Consider the following 18,088-nt stretch of genomic DNA (forward strand, 5'->3'; position numbering starts at 1 on the left):
CACCAGCGGTCAGGGCCGGGTGTCCTGGCCCGGCCTGAGGTGGTGCAGGAGCAGTAGCGCGGCCGCCATGTTGGCGGCCGGGACCTCGCCGCGGGCGACCAGGTCGGGTACGAGCTTGAGGGGGACCCACTCCCGGCGGTCCGACTCGAAGTCGTCCACGGGGTGTCCGACGTACTCGCCCTCGTCCGACCAGTAGATGTGGTGCCGGGCGTCGGTGAGTCCGTTGGACGGCTCCACGCTCATGAGGTGGTGCAGGGGTCCCGGCCGCCAGCCGGTCTCCTCCTCCAGTTCCCTGGCCGCGGCGGCCGCGATGTCCTCGCCGTCCTCCACGACACCCGCCGCGAGCTCCCAGCCCCAGCTGTCGGTGATGAAGCGGTGGCGCCACAGGAGGAGGACCTCGGCCGCCTCGTTCACCACCGTGGCCACGGCGACGGGCCGCAGGCGTATCAGGAAGTGGTCGAGATGCCGGCCGTCAGGCAGCGCGACATCCGCGAGGTTGACGGTGAACCAGCGGTTTGCGTACACAGTTTGTTCGTTCTGTTTCGTCCACTGCACGGTTCTGCCACCTTCCGTCGGGTCAGTGGCAATATCGCAGCAGGAGCGCGCCGGCAGCAGGCGCACGAAGAGCCTCCGGGAGCACCGCGCCGCGGTCACAGCGGTACGCGCAGGGCCCCGTCGATCAGTTCGGCCGCCTCCGCCGTGCCGGCGCAGCCGCTGCGCACCAGGTGCTCGCGCACCGCGCGCAGTCTGTCCCGCAGCCGCTGCGACTCCATTCCGCGGGCCTGCTCGGCCATCCGCACCGCCGTGTCCACCGCCTTGTCGGCGTTGCCCCGGCGCAGTTCGACCGTGCTCAGCATGGCCAGCCGGTGCACCCGGCCCCGGTCGTGCGCGGGATTGTCCACGGCGGCCGCGGCGTGCTCCTCGGCGGCGGCCAGGTCGCCGAGACTGAGCAGGGCCTCCGCCACCTGTACGTTGACCAGGCCGGGCTGGACATAGCCCGTCTCGTCGGGTTCGTGTCCGCGTCTGATGCGTTCGGCGGCGGACTCCGCGCGCCGGATGCAGGCCAGGGCGCTCGTGCCGTCGCCCAGGTGCGCGTAGGCCTTGGCCTGCATCGCGTACAGGTCGGAGGCGAGCGCGGGGGTGATGTGCTGGCCGGCGGTGCGCAGCGCGGCCTCGGCGAAGGCGACGGCCTGACGGAACTCCCGCATGAACAGCGACTGGTTGACCAGCAGCGCGATCACATACGCGCCAAGTCCGCGGTCCCCGCTGGCCTTGGCGAGCCGGAGCGCCTGGTGGAAGTAGCGCTGGGCCAGACCGTGCGCGTCGGAGTCGTAGGCGCAGATGCCCACGATCGCCACCAACGCCCCGGTAGCACGGTGCAGTTGGCGACCGGTGGCGTCGGTGTAGCTGCCGCGCAGCAGCGGCGCGGCCTCGGCGTTGAGGAAGCCCACGACACGGCCGCGGGTCGCGACGCCGCCGGTCTTGCGGTACATCTGCTCGTAGTGCGCACGGGCGGCGCGCAGCATCTCGATGTCGGAGAGGGTGACCCGGTGCCGGCCACCGCGGGAGACGTCGACGTCCTCGGGCGGGTTCTCCCACTCCCACACCGGCATGACGGCGGGCGTGCCGGTCACGGCGGGGGCTCCGAGGAGGTGCGGGCGCTGCTGCTCGTCGGAGCGCCACAGGGCGGTGGCGCGCTCGACGAACCCGGACAGCGAGGTGGCGTGCGGCGCGGAGGGCTCGCCGGGCACGCCGAGGCCGATGTCGTCGAGCGTGACCGGCCGTCGCAGCCGGCTCGCCAGCACTTCGCAGATCAGGTCGGGCACCTGGCCGCGCGGTCGCTGGCCCTTCAACCACCGTGCCACGGCGGTGTGTTCGTACCGGAGGGCGAGTCCGCGGGCCCGCCCCTCCTGGTTGACGTGCGCTGCCAGGCCCGCGTGCGAGATCCCGGCCTCGTCCAGGATCGCGTCGAGCAGTGTGTTGGGCTGCATGGGTGCCCCCCGGTGGCTCGGTGGCGACAGCGTAGTGCGTTCGCCTTCACACGGGGTGTGAACGGAGCACGCGCATCCGGGCCGTACGCGCGCTGCCGCGCGGAGTCCGCGGCCGGTTGACTGAACCGCCTCCTCCAAGAGGCCGTCCGGGCCGCCGGCTCCCCCTCGAACAGCACGGCGGCCCGGCACGGCGCCGCTCCGCTGCGGCCAACACCTCGGGGCCACGGTTGCCTTGCCGGCCGCGGGCAGCGCAAGGCCGCCCTGCCGACCAAGGCCGACTCGCAAAGGGGCGCGGGGAACTGCGCGACCAGACACCGACCACCCGCGGCCGACGACGGACTCGCAGTCCCCCGCGCTTGAAACGCGTGAGCGACTAGCTTCGCAGCTCCGCCCCCGTGCGCTCAGCGGCCAGCGCCACCGCCGCGTCGCGGGCCGCGGACGCCTCGTCCACGGTCAGCGTGCGGTCCGGCGCGCGGAAGCGCAGCGCGTAGGCGAGGGACTTACGGCCCTCACCGAGCTGCTCGGCGTTCTCGTAGAGGTCGAACAGCCGGATGGACTCCAGGAGTTCACCGGCACCCTCGCGCAGCGCGGCCTCGACGTCGGCGGCCGGGACCGGCCTGTCGACGACGAGGGCGACGTCCTGCGTGGCGACCGGGAACGTGGAGATGCCCGGCGCCCGCGGGGTGTCGTCGCCGGCCTGCTCCAGCACGTCCAGGTTCAGCTCCATCGCGCAGGCGCGCTCGGGCAGGCCGAGCGCCTTGAGCACGCGCGGGTGCAGTTCGCCCGCGTGGCCCACGACCCGCTCGGTGCCGTCCACGACGACCGCGAGCTCGGCGCAGCGGCCCGGGTGCCACGGGCCGTACTGGCCCTTGCGGACGACGAGTTCGGCACCGGTCTCACGGGCCACGGTCCGCGCGGCCTCGACCGCGTCGGCCCAGTCGGCCGGGCGGCCCTTGCCCCACCAGCCGGGCAGCTCACGGGCGCCGGCGAGGACCACGGCCACATGGCGCGGCTGCTCGGGCAGCGCCGCGTTCAGCTCGGCGATCTCCTCGTCGGTGGGACGCCGGTCGACGGGCGGCCGGGCGGCGACCCGCTGCTCGTCGCGCGGGTGGAAGACCAGGCCGGTCTCGAACAGGGCGAGGTCGTGGCTGCCGCGGCCGTCGTTGCGGCGCAGCGCGCCGAGCAGGCCCGGCAGCAGCGTGGTGCGCAGCGCGGGCTCCTCGTCGTTGAGCGGGTTGACCAGCCGGACCACGCGGCGAGCGGGGTCGCCGGGCTCCAGGCCGAGCTGGTCGAAGACCTGCTCACCGACGAACGGGTAGGTCGGCGCCTCGACGTAGCCCGCGCCGGCCAGCGCGCGGCCGACCCGGCGGTGCACCCGCTGGCGGTGGGTGAGGCCGCGGGCCGAGGGGAGCCGGGGCAGCGTGGAGGGCAGGTTCTCGTAGCCCTCCAGGCGGATGACCTCTTCGGCCAGGTCGTTGGGGTCCGTCAGGTCGGGCCGCCAGGACGGGACGGTGACGGCCAGCTCGTCCTGGCCCTCCACCTGGCAGCCGATCTGCTGGAGCCGGCGGACGACGGCCTCGCGGCCGTAGACGACTCCGGCGACCTTGTCGGGGTGGTCGGCCGGCACGGTGATCGTGCGCGGAGCCGCGGGCGCGGCGACCTCGGTGACACCGGCGTCGGCCGTGCCGCCCGCGAGCAGGACCAGCAGGTCCACCGTGCGCTGGGCGGCGGCGGAGGCGGCCTGCGGGTCGACGCCCCGCTCGAAGCGGCGGGAGGCCTCCGAGGACAGCTTGTGGCGGCGGGCGGTGCGAGCGATGGAGACCTGGTCGAAGTGCGCGGCCTCGATGACGACCTCGGTGGTCGCGTTCTCGGTGTCCGCGTGATCGGCGATCTCGGTGTTGGCGCCGCCCATCACACCGGCGAGGCCGATGGGGCCGCGCTCGTCGGTGATGACCAGGTCCTCGGCGTGCAGCGTCCGCTTGACGCCGTCGAGGGTGGTGAACTTCTCGCCCTCCTCGGCCCGGCGCACGCCGATCGTGCCCTGGACCAGCTTGCGGTCGTAGGCGTGCAGCGGCTGGCCGAGTTCCAGCATCACGTAGTTGGTGATGTCGACGGCCAGCGAGATGGGGCGCATCCCGGCCTTCTGGAGGCGGCGCCGGAGCCAGATCGGGGAGCGCGCCTCGGGGTCGAGGCCGGAGACGGTGCGCGCGGTGAAGCGGTCGCAGCCGTGCGGCTCGTCGATCCGCACGGCGTAGCCGAACGCGTTCGGCGCCGGTACGTCGAGCAGGGCGGGGTCGCGCAGCGGCAGGCCGTAGGCGATGGCGGTCTCGCGGGCGACACCGCGCAGGGACAGGCAGTCGCCGCGGTTGGCGGTGACGGCGATGTCTAGGACCTCGTCGACCAGCTCGAGCAGCTCGATGGCGTCCTTGCCGACCTCGGTCTCCGGCGGCAGCACGATGATGCCCTTGGTGCCGTCGTCGCCCATGCCCAACTCGTCGCTGGAGCAGATCATGCCGTGCGAGGTCTTGCCGTAGGTCTTGCGGGCGGCGATGGAGAAGCCGCCGGGCAGCGTGGCGCCGGGCAGCACCACGACGACCTTGTCGCCGACGGCGAAGTTGCGGGCGCCGCAGACGATCTCCTGCGGCTCGCCGGTCCCGTTGGCCTGCCCGACGTCGACGGTGCAGAAGCGGATCGGCTTCTTGAAGCCCTCCAGCTCCTCGATGGTCAGCACCTGGCCGACGACGAGCGGCCCCTTGAGGTCGGCGCCGAGCTGTTCGACGGTCTCGACCTCCAGGCCGGCCGAAATGAGCTTGGCCTGGACGTCGCGCCCGGTCTCCGTCGCCGGCAGGTCGACGTACTCCCGCAGCCAAGAAAGCGGGATCCGCATCAGATCTCCATCCCGAACGGCCGGGTGAACCGGACGTCACCTTCGACCATGTCTCGCATGTCCTCGACGTTGTGGCGGAACATCGCCATCCGCTCGATGCCGAACCCGAAGGCGAACCCGCTGTACTTCTCCGGGTCGACGCCGCAGGCCGTCAGCACCCTGGGGTTGACCATGCCGCAGCCGCCCAGCTCGATCCAGCCCTCGGAGGAGCAGGTGCGGCAGGGGCGGTCGGGGTTGCCCACCGACTCGCCGCGGCAGACGTAGCACACCATGTCCATCTCGGCGGACGGCTCGGTGAAGGGGAAGAAGTTCGGCCGCAGCCGGGTCTTCATGCCCTCGCCGAACAGGGACTGCACCATGTGGTCCAGGGTGCCCTTGAGGTCGGCCATGGTCAGGCCCTCGTCCACGGCGAGCAGCTCGACCTGGTGGAAGACGGGCGTGTGGGTGGCGTCCAGCTCGTCGGTGCGGTAGACGCGGCCGGGGCAGATCACGTAGACCGGCAGCTCGCGTTCGAGCAGGGAGCGGATCTGCACGGGCGAGGTGTGGGTGCGCAGCACGACACCGGACTCGCTGCCGCCCTCGGGGCCCTTCACGAAGAAGGTGTCGGCCTCGCCGCGGGCCGGGTGGTCCGGGCCGATGTTCAGGGCGTCGAAGTTGAACCACTCGGCCTCGGCCTGCGGGCCCTCGGCGACCTCGTAGCCCATGGCCACGAAGACGTCCTCGATGCGCTCCGAGAGCGTGGTCAGCGGGTGGCGGGCGCCGGCCGGCACGCGCTCGTACGGCAGCGTGACGTCGACGTCCTCCTCGACCAGCACACGGGCGTCACGCTCCGCCTCGAGCTCGCTCTGGCGGCCGGCCAGGGCCTTGTTCACCGCGCCGCGGGCCATGCCCACCCGCTTGCCGGCGTCCGCCTTGGCGTGCGGGGGCAGGGCGCCGATCTCGCGGTTGGCGAGAGAGAGCGGGGAGGCGGGGCCGGTGTGGGCGACCTTTGCCTCGTGGAGCGCTTCGAGGGAGTCCGCGGCGGCGAAGGCGGCGAGCGCCTCGTCCCGCATGCGCTCGATCTCTTCCGGTTTCAACGCCTCGACCTCGACAGGGTCGTACGACTTATTGGGTGCCGACATCTCTTCCCGTGCTTCCGATTGGCTGGCTGGAGGTCCCCGTCACCGACTCGCACCGACTCGCGGACAGATCGTCACGGCTTTCGGGACACAAAGGTGCCAAAGGCCGAGTCTAACGGGGCCGGGGAAAGCGAATGCGCCCGTGGGGCCTCGGCGGGTGCTCAGAGCAGGTGCGCCGGGGTGCCCACGGGCAGGGTGAATCGGATCTCCGCGCCGCCCCCTCGGGCGCGGCCGACCGCGATGGTGCCGCCGTGCGCCTCGACGATGCCCTTGACGATGTAGAGCCCGAGACCGGTGCCGCCGCGCTTGCTGCCCCGCCAGAAGCGGGTGAAGACACGGTTCATGGACTCCTCCGGGATGCCGGGTCCCTCGTCGCTCACCGTGACCGACGTGGCGGTGTTGCCCGCGTCGTCCCCCTCCCGTGGGGACGGCGCCGGTGTGACATCGATGGTGACGGATCCCTCGCCGTGCCGCACGGCATTTTCCACGAGGTTGCTCAGCACCTGGTCGATCTTGTCGGGGTCGGCCCACAGCTCGGGCAGCGGCTTCTCGATCCGCACCAGGAACCGGTCGGCCGGCTGGCCGGCGGCGACGTACGCCTGGACGTGCCGTCCGACGGCGGCGCCCATGTCGACGGGCTGGCGGCGCACCTCGAGCCGGCCGGAGTCGATGCGGGATATGTCGAGCAGTTCGGCGATGAGCCGGGTGACGCGGTCCGCGTCGGCGTCGACGGTCTCCAGCATCAGCCGCTTCTGGTCGTCGGTGAACCGCTCCCACTTGGCGAGCAGGGTCGCCGTGAAGCCCTTGACGGAGGTCAGCGGCGAGCGCAGCTCGTGCGCGACGGTGGCGATCAGCTCGGCGTGGCTGCGCTCGGTGCGGCGGCGAGCCTCGGTGTCGCGCAGCGAGACGACGACGCGGCGGACCGGGCCGGTGGGGTGGGTGCGGACGTACTTCGCGCAGACGAGGACCTCCCGGCCGCCGTGCAGCAGGAGGTTGCGCTCGGGCTGGCCCACCCGGATGGCCAGGCCTCCGTAGGGGTCGGTGAGCTGCCACCAGCGGCGCCCCTCCAGGTCCTCCAGGGGCAGCGCCTCCTCCAGGGGCTGCCCCAGGGCCTGATCGGCGGGTACGGCGCTGATCCGGGCGGCGGCGGCGTTGAAGCAGATGATCCGCCCGTGCTCGTCGGCGATCACCAGTCCGTCGGGCAGGTCGTCGGGGTCGATGCCGAGGCCGGCGGGATCGTCCTGCCGGGGCGCGGATGGTCGTCTCGCGTCCCGCGCTCCGGGCGCGCGACCGGTGCCGACACTCATCCCCTCACCCCACCTCTCAGCCGGTGCAGCAGGCCCCCGGGCTGGTCACCCTACTGGTTGCGGGTGGCGGAGCGGCATCCTCCGGAGCCGCGCTGCGCACGGGCCGACGCGTACAGACATACGGCGGCGGCGGTCGCGAGGTTCAGGCTCTCGGCCTTTCCGTGGATCGGAACGCGTACGACGGCGTCGGCGAGGGCGCGGGTGTCCTCCGGCAGGCCCCAGGCCTCGTTGCCGAACACCCAGGCGGTGGGGCCGCCCATGGTGCCGTGGTCGAGCTCGTCGTCCAGGTCGTCCTCGCCCGCGCCGTCGGCGGCGAGGATGCGCACCCCGGCGTCCCTGAGCGCGGCGACGGCCCGCTCGACGGGGACGCCGACGGCCACGGGCAGGTGGAAAAGGGAGCCGACGGAGGCCCGGACGGCCTTGGGGTTGTAGAGGTCGACGGAGGCGTCCGTGAGGACGACCGCCTCGGCTCCGGCGGCGTCGGCGCAGCGCAGGACGGTGCCCGCGTTTCCGGGGTCGCGCACATGGGCGAGGACGGCGACGAGCTTCGGGCGGGCCGCGACGACGTCCTCGAAGGGGGTGTCGAGGAACCGGCAGACGCCGACGAGTCCCTGCGGGGTGACGGTGGTGGAGATGTCGGCGATGACGTCGTCGGCGGCGAGGTGGATCCGGGCTCCCGCGGCACGGGCCTCGCCCACGATGTCGGCGTACCGTTCGGCGGCCTCGACCGTGGCGAACAGTTCGACGAGGGTGGGCGTGTCGCCGGCCCGGTGCGCCGCCGCCTCCCGCACGGCCTGCGGCCCCTCCGCGAGGAACAGCCGCTCCTTGCCCCGGAAGTTCCGCTTGGCCAGCCGCCGCGCTGCCGAGACGCGGGGCGAGCGGGGGGAGATCAGGTCAGGGGTGGCGGGGGCCATGGAGAGCTTCACCTTCGGTAGGAACGTTCCGCCGCGGCGGCGATCAGCCCGCGGTCCCGGGCGGTGCCGGACGTGCCTCGGTCACCGCACGGCGCACACATACGACGGACCCGCAGGCAGAGCCCACGGGTCCGTATGGATCGCGCGCCGGCCGGGCCGGCGCCGCGTCACGCTGCCTTGGGCGCGTTGACGTCGCTCGGCAGGGCCTTCTGAGCGACCTCGACGAGCGCGGCGAACGCGCCGGCGTCGTTGACGGCCAGCTCGGCCAGGATCTTGCGGTCGACCTCGACGTTCGCGGCCTTCAGACCCTGGATGAAGCGGTTGTACGTGATGCCGTTGGCGCGGGCAGCGGCGTTGATGCGCTGGATCCACAGCTGACGGAAGTCGCCCTTGCGCTTCTTGCGGTCGTTGTAGTTGTAGACCAGCGAGTGGGTGACCTGCTCCTTGGCCTTGCGGTACAGGCGCGAACGCTGACCGCGGTAGCCGGAGGCCTGCTCGAGGATCGCCCGGCGCTTCTTGTGGGCGTTGACTGCCCGCTTGACGCGTGCCACTTGATTAACTCCTTGTAGCGGGGCCGTGGGTGTCCTCACACGGCCCGGAAACGATTGGGTCCCGGTTCTGACGTACGGGGCGCGGGGATCGCGGGGCGATCACGCGCCGCCGCGTCACTTGCCGAGAAGCTTCTTGATCTTCTTGGCGTCGCCCGGGGCCATCTCGGCGTTGCCGGTGAGGCGACGCGTCAGACGGGACGACTTGTGCTCGAGCAGGTGGCGCTTGCCGGCGCGCTCACGGAGCACCTTGCCGGAGCCGGTGACCTTGAAGCGCTTGCTGGCACCGCTGTGCGACTTGTTCTTCGGCATAGCGCCGTTCTCTCCTCGTAGGTGGCGCTCCGATGCCCGGTCGCGAGAACCGGGCACGGTGGAGCGTCGCTCTTGTATCGGTTACGTCCTGGGACCGGGAGGTCCCGGGGGTCACGCCTCGGCGTGCTCCTCGGCCGGCGCCTCGGCGTCCGCGGCGTTCTGCGAGCGGCCCGGGTTGGCCTTCGCGTCGGCCTTGCGGGCCTCCTGCGCCTGGCGGGCCTCGGCCATCGCCTCGGTCTTCTTCTTGTGCGGACCGAGAACCATGATCATGTTGCGGCCGTCCTGCTTCGGGTTCGACTCCACGAAGCCGAGGTCCTGGACGTCCTCCGCGAGCCGCTGCAGCAGCCGGTAGCCCAGTTCGGGCCGGGACTGCTCGCGACCACGGAACATGATCGTGATCTTGACCTTGTCGCCCTGCTTGAGGAACCGGACGACGTGACCCTTCTTGGTGTCGTAGTCGTGCGGGTCGATCTTCGGCCGGAGCTTCATCTCCTTGATGACCGTGTGCGCCTGGTTCTTGCGCGCCTCACGGGCCTTCATGGCCGACTCGTACTTGAACTTCCCGTAGTCCATGAGCTTGCAGACGGGCGGACGGGCGTTCGCCGCGACCTCGACCAGGTCCAGGTCGTACTCCTGCGCAAGCTCCAGTGCCTTCGCGAGCGGCACGATGCCGACCTGCTCGCCACTGGGACCGACAAGTCGCACCTCGGGAACGCGAATCCGGTCGTTGATGCGGGGCTCGGCGCTGATGGATCCTCCTCGGTTAGCACCACACGGCGGTCTGGCGGACGGCCGCGTACTCTGTGTTCGACAGACCTAACCGCGCCGAAGCACGAAAAATGCCCCGGACGATCACAGGCGGGGCTCCTCGAACTACCGGAACGACCGCCGCGATGGCCGCGGGGCGCACTTCGGACGGATCACCGCCGCTGGGACGGGACCGTCTGACCGGTGACCCGCCGCCCTGAGGGCGGTCAGGTGGGAGTTCGAAGCCTCCACTTGTGGGCCGGGCCCGTATGCCTTGGCTTTCACCTCGCGCATACACGTCCAGCCGGTCGTCACACAAGGCTAGCAGGATCGATGGTGAAGGGCTAATTCAAGCTGTCCGGGCCTCGCTGCCGAAACGCCCCCGTCCTGCACCTATCGTGTGGGGCATGAGTGAGACCTCCCCCTCCGGCCCCGCCGAGCAGCCCGACTTCGACGCCATGACCCGCGACATCGCGGAGGTGCCGGCGGTCGAGGTGATCGTGACGGTCGCCGTCAACCTGATGAGCGCCGCCGCCGTGAAGCTCGGTCTGACCGAGGAGGGCGACAAGTACAAGGACCTGGACGAGGCACGCAAGCTGGTCGGCGCGCTCGCGGGCCTGCTGGACGCGAGCGCCACCGAGATCAGCTCCTTCCACGCGGCACCGCTGCGCGACGGCCTGAAGTCGCTGCAGCTGGCCTTCCGCGAGGCCTCCGTCGTCCCGGACGAGCCGGGTCAGGGCCCGGGCGAGAAGTACACCGGCCCGATCTACGGCTGACCGCTCCCGCCGGTCCCCGGATCCTGTCTCAGCCGATCAGCGCTGCGTCACGCAGCCGATCCCCGCTCCTTCACGTACAAGGGCTCGCCGGGCGGCGTCGCCCCGGCCGGCAGCAGTGCCAGGTCGAGGCCGCGCACCAGGCGGGCCCTCAGTGTCTCGCTGGCGGCGAGCCGCTCGGCGACGGCGCGGGCGGCCTCGGCGGGGGCGGTGGGGACGGACGGGTCGAGCACCAGCGCCAGGGTTCCGTCGGCCCGCCCCCGCCCGAGGTGGGCGCGCAGCACGGCGGGCTCCGCGGCGACGGCCTCCCGCACCGCGGTGACGACGGCCGGGTCGGCCAGCGGGTCGGTCGTCGTACGGCCCTCGGCGAGGGCGAGCAAGGCGGGTCCGGTCAGCTCGAACGGCACCGGGCCTGCCATGTCCAGCACCACCGTGTCCGCCTTCTCGTGCGCGGCGGCCTCCAGGACCTGGTGCAGCCGTACGGCCACGGGCCGGGCGTCCGGCTCCCAGCGGGCCAGGGCGTCGGTGGAGGTGAAGGCGGGCAGGGCGGTGCGGTGACCGGCCTTGAGGGTGGGGACGGCCATCTCGCTGGTCTTCTCGCGGCGCAGCCCGCCCTTCCGTCTCCCACCACCACCCTTCCGAGGAGCTTCGCGCTCCTCCTCGTCGACCTCCTCGACCTCGCCGAGGACGGCCACCACGGGCACGAGCAGCCGGGCGCTCCTGAGCGCCTGAAGGACGGGTCCCACGGCGGTGCGGTCCGCGGCCCAGGCGGTGAGCGCCGTGCTGAGCCCGGGATCCGCGGAGCCGTCGTCGTCGGAGAAGCCGGAGTCGGGAATGTTCTTCATCGCCACGACGCCGACCCTATCCGGGACGGTGGCCGCTCTCTCAGGGTCCCCTGGCCCATCTGCCGGAGGTCTCCCGAGGGACCTTCGGGCCCCGTATCGTCGGCGGCGGACAGGCCGGGTTCGGGGAGGCGGACGGTGGAGACGGTGGGCGGAGCGCCGGGGCCGGTACCGGTGCCGGTGCCGGTGCCGGTGACCGGGAGCGCGACCGTGGCGGTGGCGGTTCGCCACCTCGGCTCCGGGGTGAACGCCGGGTACGGCGACGCCGTGTTCGACACGGCGAGCATCGTCAAAGTGGACATCCTGGCGGCCCTGCTGCTGCGGGCCCAGGACACGGGGCGGCGGCTGACCGCGCGGGAGCGGACGTACGCGGCCGAGATGATCGGGAGCAGCGACAACGACTCGGCGTCGGCGCTGTGGCGGGAGATCGGCGGCGCCGACGGCCTGAACGCGGCGAACGAGCGGTTCGGACTCACGCGGACCAGCGGCGGCGACGGTCCGCTGTGGGGTCTGACCCGCACCACGGCCGCCGATCAGCTCGTGCTGCTGGAGCAGGTGTTCGGCGCCCGCTCGGAGCTGAGCGGGGCCTCGCGGACGTACGTTCAGGGGCTCATGGGGCGGATCGTCCCGGGCCAGGACTGGGGCGTGTCGGCCGCCGCCGACGGCTCCGGGTGGGCCCTGAAGAACGGCTGGATGCCGCGTGACGCGACCGGTCTGTGGGTCGTCAACAGCATCGGGCGGGTGACGGCCGGCGGCGACGACTACCTGGTGGCCGCCCTGTCCAGCGGCAACCCGACGAAGGAGCAGGGCATCGCCCTGGTGGAGGAGGCGGCCCGGTCGGCGGTGTCGGCGTACGGCCGGAGGGCGTGATCCCCGGCCGTGGCCGGGAGACCTGGGCTCTACAGCCGGAAGCCGCTTCCCTCCTCGCGGCGGCCGCGCCACAGGACGATCGCCACGACCAGCATCACTCCCCCCGCACTGCCCGCGAGGGGGCCCGCCCAGCCCGAGGCGGTGGCGGACGACTCGGCGGAGTCGGGGCCGGGGCCGAAGTAGCGCTCGCCGTAGGACGCCGCGGTCAGGCCCTCGGGCTTGAGGCGGCCCGCGGCCCTGATGGCGGCGGCGGGGTCGATCATGCCGAAGCCGCGGGAGTCGTCACGGCCGCCGGCCGGGGCGTTGCGGGCCGTGTCCTCCAGGAGCTTCTTGATCTGGGCGGGGGTCAGGCCGGGGTGGGCGGCCCTGATGAGGGCGACGGCGCCGGAGACGAAGGCGGAGGCGGCGCTCGTGCCCCAGCCCTCGTAGTACCGCTGGTCGGGGTCGGCGATGACGACGTCCACCCCGGGCGCGCTGACCGTCGCGTACCAGCGGCGGGTGGAGAAGGAGGCACGGGTGCCGAAGCGGTCCACGGCGGTCGCGGCGATCACACCCGGGTAGGCCGCCGGGTAGGAGACGTGGTCGCCCTTCTCGCCGCCGTTGCCGGCCGAGGCGACGACGACGGCGCCCTTGCCCAGCGCGTACTGGACGGCCTCGTCCTCGGCGGGCTCGGGGTGCGCGGAGTCGGAGTCGTCGCCGAGGGAGAGGTTGATGACGTCGGCGCCGTGGTCGGTGGCCCAGCGGATGCCCTCGGCGAGGGCGTTGCCCCGGCTGCTGCGGGCCTTGCCGCGGGCGGAGTCGTCCTCCTCCAGGATCACCCGCACGGGCAGGATCCTGGCCTCGGGCGCGATGCCGAGGACGCCGTCCGCGTTGCCGGGGCCGTGGCCGTGACCGGCGATGATGCCGGCCATGGCGGTGCCGTGGCGGGCCCAGGGCCGGTCGCCGCGCCGCGCGCCGAAGCCGATCATGTCCTTGCCGGGCAGGACGTTGCCGCGCAGATCGGGGTGGTCGTCGTCGACGCCGGTGTCCAGGACGGCGACGGTGATGCCCTTGCCCTGGGTGGTGCGCCAGGCCTCCTGGGTGTGCATGGCGTCGAGGCCCCACTGCTGGGAGCGGATGCTGTCGGCGTGCGCGACGGCGGACGGCACGAGGGCGAGGCAGGCGGCGAGGAACACGCTCGGTACGCCGACCGCGAGCGTCCTGCGCGGCCTGCGGTTCCCGGGCGGCACGGCGGCTGTCACGAGGGCTCCTCCGTGGCGGACTTGACGGTCTGTCGCAGGCCCCGTCCGATGCGGTCGGCGAGACCCTGGGCCTCGTTGCCGAGGCCTGCCTGGGCTGCGGCTGTGGTGGCTCCCGACCGTGTCGCGTCGGCGGCGGGCTCCGGGGGGCCGGCGGCGCGGCCGTCCGCCCAGCCGGAGACGGCGTAGACGACCACCGGGGCCTCGGTCAGTACGGAGACGGTCCATGACGCGCGCTGCTTGTCGCCGAAGGCCGCGGCGACGGTGCCCTTGGCGGCGTACGGGCGCGGCACGAGGTCGGTGCGCCGGGCGAGCCCCTCGTTCTCGAAGCGGGTGGCGAGGGAGGTCATGGCGGGGGCGTCGGCCTTGGTGAAGAGCAGGCCCACGGTGGTGACGTAGCTCTGGGTGGCGTCCGTGTAGGTGGCGCGCAGCAGCCGGGCGCAGCCGACGGGGGCGAGGGCCTTGCGCAGCAGCGGGTCGAAGGCGCCCGCACAGCCGCTGTCCGGGGCGACGGCGACACGGGTCCAGGTGCGGGCGGCTCCGCCGGGTCCGGCGCCGTGGCCGTCCACGGTGGGCGGGAAGAGCTGGTCGACGGGGACGCTGTGCCACATGGCGCCCGCCGTGGCGAAGCCGCCCGCCGCGCCGGGCTTCCCCGGTTCCCCGGTGAGCCAGCTGCCGGTCACGGCGCCGCCGGTGAGCCCGAGCCCCAGCACCATGCAGGCGGCGGCGACGGCGACCCGCGGCCGTATCAGCGCACCGGTCGCCCGGGTCCTCCGGTCGTACGCCTCCGGCTCCCCGAACCCCATTCCGAGTCCCGTCGCCGGGGCCATGGCCGCGCTCCAGGACAGCGCCGGGTCGGGTGCGGGAGCGGTACCCGTGGCACGCGGGGGTGTCGCGGCGGGGGCGCTCAGGTAGGCAGCGGACGGTCGCGCCCGGCTCGTGCTCGCCGTCCCGCCGAGCGGGGAGGCACCGAAGGCGGCGTCCGGCCTGGGGTCACGTGCGGACGGAGGCGTCGTCGGGCGGGGCGGTGCGCTCGGCGCCGGGTGCTGGGCGGGGACGGGGCGCAGACGCCTGGTCGTCTCCGACGCGCTCTCGACGGGCGCGCCGCTGCCGCGCGCCGCCGTCGAGGGGCGATGTCCTGGGCGCGGGGGTATGTTCCCGTCTTCGCGCTGGCCGGGGATCGCCTGCTCCCCGGGGAAGCGAGTGGTGGCCCTCCCGGCCCCGGCGGCCGCGCTTTCTGACGCTTCGTCGGCGGAGCCCCGCCCGCCCGAAGGGCCGGCCCCGGGCGTCGTCGGCGCGGCCGCGGAACGGCCCGCGGCGCCGCCGCGGGTGTCGGGGGACGCCTGGGGGACCGTGGCGCGGCTTCCCCCGGCGGGGTCGGACGTCGCGGGCCCGGTGCCCGGCCGCGTCTCGTTGCCGGCTGTCGGCGGTGCGTCCGGGAAGCGGGCCGAGGCGGGGGGAGGGGGCAGTGTCGCGGGGGGCGGTGTCGCGGCGGGCGTGGCGCCGCGGCGGGAAGGGGGACGGAAGTCCGGGAAACGGGGACGGGAGTCGGTGGCGGCCTGGGCGCCGTCGGCGCCGGGGCCGGTGCGAGGCGGCGGGAAGCCGGTGCCGTACCCCGCCCGGCCGTCCGTGTCCGGACCAGCCGCTCCTCCGTCTGTCGCAACAGGAGAGGAGCCCCCCGTGCCCGAAGCGCCGGAACCCGCCGGAGTCCCACGCCGGGGAGCGTTCAGGCTCGAAGCCGTGGGACCCGTTGACGCACCCCGCGCCTGCGCGGACGTACCGCCGCCGGGCGCCGGCCGTGTCGCGCCCGCGGCGGGCGTGGGCTCGTCGGGTGGGCCGTCGGTGGCGGGGGCCGGTGTGTTCGGGTCGCCGTCGCCGCCCGTGGGCCCGACGGGTTGTGAGGGGACGGGGGCGTGGCGCGCTTCCGTGCTCATGCACCCCCCGTTTCCTCGTGCCCGTGCCGTTTCACCGGGCACGGTCGTCCTCGTCGCCCCGCCCGGCGCGGACTCGTCGTCACCGGACACGCATACCCGTACGAGCGAACCGCCATCCCGGCTCAACGCCGCGGCCGGAATCACTTCCTGGTTCAGCCGTGCGTGCGCGTCACTCTACGGGCTGCCCCGGCCCCGGCGGGAACCAGTCCGCGAGGCCAGGGGGGATCTGCCCGGAACATCCCCCTACCCCGCGGTAATCAGGTCTGGCAGGCTGCGTCCATGACTCCGCGCGCCGCCGACCGGGCCCGTTACGACCGGGCCACCGCCCAACTCGACGCCCCTGTCGCGATCGTGGACCTGGACGCCTTCGACGCCAACGCCGAGGACCTCGTCCGCCGGGCCGGCGGCAAGCCGGTCCGGGTCGCCAGCAAGTCCGTGCGCTGCCGGGCCCTGCTCGAACGCGCCCTGGCGAAGGACGGCTTCGCGGGCATCATGTCGTTCACGCTCGCCGAGTCCCTGTGGCTGGCCCGTTCCGGCTTCGACGACGTGCTGCTGGCCTACCCGTCCGCCGACCGCGCCGCCTACGCCGAACTCGCCGCCGACCCCGGACTCGCCCGCGCCGTCACGGTGATGGTGGACGACCCCGCGCAACTGGACCTGATCGACGCCGCGCGCGGGGGCGGAGGCGAAGTCGTGCGGGTCTGCCTGGAGTTGGACACCTCACTGCGGCTGCTCGGCGGGCGCGTACGGGTCGGCGCGCGCCGCTCCCCGCTGCACTCCCCCGCCCAGGTCGCCGACATGGCCCGTGCGGTGGCCCGCCGCCCGGGGTTCGCGCTCGTGGGGATCATGGCCTACGAGGGCCATGTGGCGGGCGTGGGCGACGCGGTCGCGGGACGGCCGCTGCGCTCACGCGCGATCCGGCTGATGCAGGCCGCGGCACGCGGGGAACTCGCCGAGCGGCGTGCCGCGGTGGTGCGTGCGGTCCGGGCCGTGGCGCCGGACCTGGAGTTCGTGAACGGCGGTGGCACCGGCAGTGTGCAGCACACGGCGGCGGAGGACGCGGTGACCGAGATCGCCGCGGGCTCCGGGCTGTACGTCCCGCGGCTCTTCGACAACTACACGTCGTTCCGGGGCCGTCCGGCGGCGCTGTTCGCCCTGCCCGTCGTCCGGCGCCCGGGGGTCGGGGTCGTCACGGTCCTGGGCGGCGGCTACCCGGCCTCCGGCGCGCCCGGCGCGGACCGGCTCCCGGTGCCGTACCTGCCCGAGGGGCTGCGCTACGACCCTCAGGAGGGGGCGGGCGAGGTGCAGACGCCGCTGCTCGGCACCCCCGCCGACGACCTGCTGATCGGCGACAAGGTGTGGTTCCGGCACGCCAAGGCGGGCGAGTTGTGCGAACGGTTCGACACGCTGCGTCTCGTCGAGGGCGATCGTGTGACGGCTGCCGTGCCGACGTACCGGGGCGAGGGACACACCTTCCTGTAGCCCGGGCCTCAAGGGGCGGCGGCGACCCGCGCCGGTCCCACGCCGGTGGGTGGTGCCGGGGACGGTTGCCCAGCCATTCCGGAGGCGCGCCGGTGCCCGGTCCGGACCGTGCCGTCGGGCCGGCGTTCCAGGTGGGGGGTGCTCACCTCACGTCCGCGTCAAGGACAGCAGTTCGCGGGCCGGGCCGGCCGGCCGGTGGCCGGTGGGCCAGACCGCTCGCAGGTCGCGTTCGAGGGTCACGCCGTCGACGGGGACGGGGACGAGGCGGCGCAGGGACAGTTCCTCGCCCACCGCGAGTTCGCTGAGCACCGCCGGGCCCGCTCCGCTCACCGCGGACGCCTTCACCGCCGTCGTGGAGGACAGCTCGATCAGCGGGCGTGCCAGGCCGCCGAGCGCCGCGTCCAGAACCTGCCGGGTGCCGGAGCCCTTCTCGCGCAGGATCAGCGGCGTGGTGGCCAGCTCCTCCGCGGACAGCGGGCGCCGCCGCCGGGCCCACGGGTGGGCCGGGGCGGTCACCACGAGCAGGCGGTCGTGGCCGATCACGACGGAGTCGAGACCGGACGGCACCGACACTCCCTCCACGAAGCCGAGGTCCGCCTCGCCCCCCAGCAGCCGCTCGGCCACCACCGCCGAGTTCCCGGCGAGCAGGGACACCGCGGTGTCGGGCCGCCGGGCGCGCAGCGCGATCAGCCAGCCCGGCAGCAGGTACTCCGCGATCGTCATGCTCGCCGCCACCCGCAGCCGCGAGTCCCGCCGGTCCCGCAGCGCCTGCGCGCCCGCGTCGAAGGCCTCCGCCGCCTCCACGACGCGCCGCGCCCAGTCGGTGACCAGGGCCCCGGCGTCCGTCAGCCGCGATCCGCGCGGCGAGCGGTCCACCAGCGCCACGCCGAGCTGCCGCTCCATGGAGCGGATCCGGCTGCTCGCCGCCGGCTGGGTGATGCCCAGCTCCCGCGCCGCCCCGCCGAGGCTCCCCAGCCGCGCCACCGCCAGCAGCAGCTCCAGCGCGCCCAGGTCGGGAACCCGGTGCGCCAGCGAGGTCCCCGGCCGCCGGCCCGCGCCGGCCCCTCCGTTCGCCTCGGCCCTCTGGGTGCTCTCGGTGCTCCTCATAAAGCCAGCTTATGTCGT

The 18,088-nt window shown here is 73.8% G+C and carries 15 protein-coding genes and 1 pseudogene; 3 read left to right on the top strand and 13 right to left on the bottom strand.

The features are described from left to right. Positions 1 to 9: 9 nt before the first annotated feature. The 9 genes and pseudogenes from ACIOWN_RS08815 to infC all read right to left on the bottom strand — a co-directional run bounded on the left by ACIOWN_RS08815 (position 10) and on the right by infC (position 9,852). Positions 10 to 555, bottom strand: a complete 546-nt coding sequence (locus ACIOWN_RS08815) for an NUDIX domain-containing protein (RefSeq protein WP_362346958.1) — start codon at positions 553 to 555, stop codon at positions 10 to 12. Positions 556 to 650: 95 nt separating this feature from the next. Further along, positions 651 to 1,991 carry a transcriptional regulator gene (locus ACIOWN_RS08820; protein WP_100567793.1) on the bottom strand — a complete coding sequence of 447 codons (1,341 nt, stop codon included), beginning with the start codon at positions 1,989 to 1,991 and terminating at the stop codon, positions 651 to 653. A 373-nt stretch (positions 1,992 to 2,364) separates the two neighbouring features. Further along, positions 2,365 to 4,878: a phenylalanine--tRNA ligase subunit beta gene (gene pheT, locus ACIOWN_RS08825; RefSeq protein WP_362346956.1), complete on the bottom strand. Its 2,514-nt coding sequence runs from the start codon at positions 4,876 to 4,878 to the stop codon at positions 2,365 to 2,367. Beyond that, on the bottom strand, positions 4,878 to 5,999 hold the full coding sequence (pheS, locus tag ACIOWN_RS08830; protein ID WP_362346954.1) for a phenylalanine--tRNA ligase subunit alpha: 1,122 nt from the start codon (positions 5,997 to 5,999) through the stop codon (positions 4,878 to 4,880). Before pheS ends, pheT begins: the two co-directional genes overlap by 1 nt. Before the next feature lie 158 nt (positions 6,000 to 6,157). Continuing rightward, a complete protein-coding gene (locus tag ACIOWN_RS08835) occupies positions 6,158 to 7,303 on the bottom strand; it encodes an ATP-binding protein (protein WP_362346952.1) in 1,146 nt (381 codons plus the stop codon). A 50-nt stretch (positions 7,304 to 7,353) separates the two neighbouring features. Beyond that, positions 7,354 to 8,217 (bottom strand): RNA methyltransferase, encoded by an 864-nt coding sequence (locus ACIOWN_RS08840; RefSeq protein ID WP_362346951.1) that lies wholly within the window; start codon positions 8,215 to 8,217, stop codon positions 7,354 to 7,356. A 167-nt stretch (positions 8,218 to 8,384) separates the two neighbouring features. Continuing rightward, positions 8,385 to 8,768 (bottom strand): 50S ribosomal protein L20, encoded by a 384-nt coding sequence (rplT, locus tag ACIOWN_RS08845; RefSeq protein WP_004002577.1) that lies wholly within the window; start codon positions 8,766 to 8,768, stop codon positions 8,385 to 8,387. A gap of 114 nt (positions 8,769 to 8,882) precedes the next feature. After that, on the bottom strand, positions 8,883 to 9,077 hold the full coding sequence (gene rpmI, locus ACIOWN_RS08850) for a 50S ribosomal protein L35 (RefSeq protein WP_007829094.1): 195 nt from the start codon (positions 9,075 to 9,077) through the stop codon (positions 8,883 to 8,885). A 111-nt stretch (positions 9,078 to 9,188) separates the two neighbouring features. Next, positions 9,189 to 9,852: pseudogene (infC, locus tag ACIOWN_RS08855) on the bottom strand (translation initiation factor IF-3). 379 nt (positions 9,853 to 10,231) lie between these two features. On the opposite strand from infC, the gene ACIOWN_RS08860 reads away from it, so the two are divergent. Next, positions 10,232 to 10,600, top strand: coding sequence for a DUF1844 domain-containing protein (locus tag ACIOWN_RS08860; RefSeq protein ID WP_100567787.1), 369 nt, complete (start codon positions 10,232 to 10,234; stop codon positions 10,598 to 10,600). Positions 10,601 to 10,647: 47 nt separating this feature from the next. On the opposite strand, the gene ACIOWN_RS08865 is transcribed toward ACIOWN_RS08860, so the two are convergent. Beyond that, a complete protein-coding gene (locus ACIOWN_RS08865) occupies positions 10,648 to 11,448 on the bottom strand; it encodes an SseB family protein (RefSeq protein WP_362346949.1) in 801 nt (266 codons plus the stop codon). A gap of 138 nt (positions 11,449 to 11,586) precedes the next feature. On the opposite strand from ACIOWN_RS08865, the gene ACIOWN_RS08870 reads away from it, so the two are divergent. Beyond that, the gene (locus ACIOWN_RS08870) at positions 11,587 to 12,309 is read left to right on the top strand and encodes a hypothetical protein (protein WP_401981391.1); all 723 of its coding nucleotides are present in this window, start codon (positions 11,587 to 11,589) and stop codon (positions 12,307 to 12,309) included. A 29-nt stretch (positions 12,310 to 12,338) separates the two neighbouring features. Here ACIOWN_RS08870 and mycP read toward each other — a convergent pair whose 3' ends face one another. Together mycP and ACIOWN_RS08880 are read right to left on the bottom strand one after the other, a co-directional pair. Next, the gene (gene mycP / locus ACIOWN_RS08875) at positions 12,339 to 13,550 is read right to left on the bottom strand and encodes a type VII secretion-associated serine protease mycosin (RefSeq protein WP_401981226.1); all 1,212 of its coding nucleotides are present in this window, start codon (positions 13,548 to 13,550) and stop codon (positions 12,339 to 12,341) included. Beyond that, positions 13,547 to 14,377, bottom strand: a complete 831-nt coding sequence (locus tag ACIOWN_RS08880; protein ID WP_362346947.1) for a hypothetical protein — start codon at positions 14,375 to 14,377, stop codon at positions 13,547 to 13,549. The genes mycP and ACIOWN_RS08880 overlap by 4 nt, the downstream gene beginning before the upstream one ends. Positions 14,378 to 15,760: 1,383 nt before the next feature. On the opposite strand from ACIOWN_RS08880, the gene ACIOWN_RS08885 reads away from it, so the two are divergent. After that, positions 15,761 to 16,963, top strand: coding sequence for an amino acid deaminase/aldolase (locus ACIOWN_RS08885; protein ID WP_362346945.1), 1,203 nt, complete (start codon positions 15,761 to 15,763; stop codon positions 16,961 to 16,963). Between the two features lie 147 nt (positions 16,964 to 17,110). Here the strand turns inward: ACIOWN_RS08885 and ACIOWN_RS08890 are convergent, their stop codons facing one another. Then, positions 17,111 to 18,070: a LysR family transcriptional regulator gene (locus ACIOWN_RS08890; RefSeq protein ID WP_362346943.1), complete on the bottom strand. Its 960-nt coding sequence runs from the start codon at positions 18,068 to 18,070 to the stop codon at positions 17,111 to 17,113. Positions 18,071 to 18,088: the final 18 nt, after the last annotated feature.

The organism is Streptomyces sp. NPDC087787 (assembly GCF_044743035.1).
Taxonomy (GTDB): Bacteria; Actinomycetota; Actinomycetes; order Streptomycetales; family Streptomycetaceae; genus Streptomyces.